Source organism: Dialister sp. CAG:357 (assembly GCF_000435155.1).
GTDB classification, from domain to species: Bacteria; Bacillota; Negativicutes; order Veillonellales; family Dialisteraceae; genus Dialister; species Dialister hominis.
Window position 1 is genome coordinate 25,597 of record NZ_FR896423.1, and the last position, 2,963, is coordinate 28,559.

Genomic DNA, 2,963 nt, shown 5'->3' on the forward strand with positions numbered 1-2,963 from the left:
GCAGTGCCGGACGCCCTTCTTCGTGGAGCAGAGCGGTCCGCTTCGTGCGGAAGCTCTGCCCCCTTTTCTTATGTAAAGCTCTGTTTTGCTATAAGGAAAAGTTATCCATTTCTATCAAATCTATCTATTTCATTTACAGGAGGCTTGCAAAATGAGAAAGGAACATGATTTTCTGGGAGAGAAACTCGTACCTGATGAGGTATATTACGGCGTGCAGACGATGAGAGCCATGGAAAATTTCCAGATCACCGGCGCGCAGCTTGACCCGGATTTCATCCAGTCCATGGCTGTCGTCAAAAAAGCTTCCTGCCTGACCAATCTGAAGACAGGACGGATGGATCCCGTAATCGGGGACGCCATCATACGCGCAGCGGATGAAATCATCGAAGGAAAACTGCTCGACCAGTTTCCTTTGGATCCCATCCAGGGCGGCGCCGGCACATCCGTCAATATGAACATGAATGAAGTCCTCTGCAACCGCGCGCTCGAACTACTCGGCTATCCGAAGGGCCGCTATGACATCATTTCACCGAACAACCATGCAAACATGGCGCAGTCGACGAACGATGTCTTCCCGACCTCGATCAAGGTCTGCCTCGTCAGGAAGGCATACCGCCTGATGGATGCGCTTTCTTCCATGGCAAGAGGCTTCGATGAAAAGGGAGAAGCATTCAAGGACGTCATCAAGATGGGACGCACGCACCTCCAGGACGCTGTGCCGATCACTCTTGGCGAGGAAATGGATTCGTATGCCGTTGCCGTGCGCCGCGGGATCCGCCGCATTTCCCTTTCCCTTTCTTCTCTGGAAGCGCTCAACATGGGAGGCACCGCCGTCGGCACCGGGCTCAATGCAGAACCGGAATACATCCGCCTCTTCCCGGAAATCCTTTCCCGGCTGACCGGCTTTTCCTTCAAGACAGCGGACAACCTGATCGACACGACGAATACGACAGACTGCTTTGCCGATGTCTCCGGCGCGCTCAAGGTCGTTTCCCTTTCCCTCATCAAGATTGCCAATGACATCCGTCTCATGGCATCCGGCCCGCGCTGCGGCCTCAATGAACTGAAGGTGCCCGCCCGCCAGCCCGGTTCCTCGATCATGCCAGGCAAAGTCAATCCGGTCATTGCCGAAGTCCTCGACCAGACCTGCTACCAGGTCATTGGGAATGACCTTACCCTGACACTGGCCGTCGAAAACGGGCAGCTCGAACTGAACGTCATGGAGCCGGTCCTTTCCTTCAACCTTTTCCACTCCTTCCTCTACCTCACGAATGCAGTCACCACATTCACTGAGAAACTGCTGAAGGACCTCGAGGCGAATGAAGAGCAGTGCAAGAGCTGGGTCGACCACAGCGTCGGCGTCATCACAGCGCTCCTCCCGCATATCGGCTACGAAAAGTGCGCCGCGACTGCGAGGGAAGCTTACACGACAGGACGGCCCGTGCGGGAAATCCTCCTTGCAAGGAAGCTCCTCTCTGAAAGCGCGATCCAGAAAATTCTCTCGCCCTATGAGATGACCCATCCGGGCATCGCAGGCGGCAAGGACGCGCTGGCCCGGTAAGACTTACGAATCATTGATTCATCGTATATAATAGAATAAGAATAAAATAAAGGAATGTGGATGAAGAGTTCTTCTTTCACATTCTTTTATTGTGTATCGTGCATTACGGTTTGCACTTTTGAACGAAAGTCATTAAAATAATAACCATACTTCCGAAAGAGACAAGAAAAGAGGGGAATTCATGAAACTACGCGATAATCACCATATCGTACTGACCACGCCGGACATCGACCGGTGTCTCCGCTTTTATCATGATGTCCTTTCCATGGAAGCGCATGAAAAAGACGGGCAAATCTGCCTATACTTCGGTTCCTGTGAAATCACGCTGAAAAAAGGACTGACGGACTTTACTCCGAGCGCTGTGCGCATGGGCATCATCAATCTCTGCCTCATCACGGACGATCCGATGGAAGACGTGCTCCGCGAGCTGGAAGAACGCCATGCACCGCTTGTGACCGGCATCGTCGATAGAAACGGCGCCCGCGGACCGATGAAGAGCATCTACCTCATCGACCCGGATGGAAATTTCATAGAAATCGCACGCTATGCGGACAAGACGCTCCGCAAGAAGCCGCACTTTATAGATGAGGACGAGCTCGCAAGCGAATGAGCCCGTCCTGTTTTATTGGGAAAGGAACACTATGACACCTCATCAGGCCAATCTGTTTTTCATTGCCGAATACGTCCTCTCCATCCTGATTCTCGCCTTCTCGGCATACAGGAAGAACGCATTCGACTGGAGAAAGACCATACGAAGGAAAACATTCATCAAAAGGATGCTCTTCCTTATCCCCGTCGCCCTCATTGCCATCGGCATCATGACAGCGGCTTATCTGCTCCAGCTGCCGCAGATGACGACGCTCGTCATCATCACAGGCGCGCAGCTCTTCCTGACGCTCATTGCGAACGTCATCCTCTTCTCCTCCTGGTTCCAGCGCTACCGCGTCTACCCCAGGGGAAAGGAACTCGCCGCCGTCGTCGTCCTGATGTACGCCGTCGCCGACCTCTTCATGCCCTCAGGCATCAAGTACGGCGTCCTCGTCGTGGGCATCCTCGTCGGCTGCCTCCTTCCGGACTCATGGAAAGTAGACGACTAAAAATCCCGATCATCTGCAAAAAAGCATCTCCTCAAAACGCGCAGCTGCCGCGCCGGGGAGATGCTTTTGTCTTTGATAATACACATAAAAAAGTACCTCGTCGCCAACGCGTAGCGAATAACGCGTCTATGGTGACAGAGGTACCCTTTGAAGTCAGTATAAAAGAAATGGTGACAAATATCAAGAGACCATTTTACTGGATGACGTAGGTGCCGTTGTCTTCGAGGGTGCCTTTGAGACCGAAGAGGGCAGCTGCTTCGTTGGCATTAACATAGAGGGAGCCGCCTTTGGAGATGCCCGGTGCT

The 2,963-nt window shown here is 53.0% G+C and carries 3 protein-coding genes; all 3 read left to right on the forward strand.

Annotation, left to right across the window (positions count from 1 at the left end):
* Window positions 1-151: 151 nt before the first annotated feature.
* The 3 genes from M3200_RS05115 (at window position 152) to M3200_RS05125 (ending at window position 2,658) form a co-directional block, all read left to right on the forward strand.
* Window positions 152-1,561 carry an aspartate ammonia-lyase gene (locus tag M3200_RS05115; RefSeq protein WP_022382474.1) on the forward strand — a complete coding sequence of 470 codons (1,410 nt, stop codon included), beginning with the start codon at window positions 152-154 and terminating at the stop codon, window positions 1,559-1,561.
* Window positions 1,562-1,742: 181 nt separating this feature from the next.
* Window positions 1,743-2,171 (forward strand): VOC family protein, encoded by a 429-nt coding sequence (locus M3200_RS05120; protein ID WP_022382475.1) that lies wholly within the window; start codon window positions 1,743-1,745, stop codon window positions 2,169-2,171.
* Between the two features lie 31 nt (window positions 2,172-2,202).
* Window positions 2,203-2,658: a hypothetical protein gene (locus M3200_RS05125; RefSeq protein ID WP_022382476.1), complete on the forward strand. Its 456-nt coding sequence runs from the start codon at window positions 2,203-2,205 to the stop codon at window positions 2,656-2,658.
* Window positions 2,659-2,963 lie beyond the last annotated feature (305 nt).

Excerpts from the sequence above, each read along its gene's own strand:
- M3200_RS05115 (WP_022382474.1), top strand. The coding sequence starts at position 152 with ATGAGAAAGGAACATGATTTTCTGGGAGAGAAACTCGTACCTGATGAG.
- M3200_RS05125 (WP_022382476.1), top strand. The coding sequence starts at position 2,203 with ATGACACCTCATCAGGCCAATCTGTTTTTCATTGCCGAATACGTCCTC.
- M3200_RS05120 (WP_022382475.1), top strand. The coding sequence starts at position 1,743 with ATGAAACTACGCGATAATCACCATATCGTACTGACCACGCCGGACATC.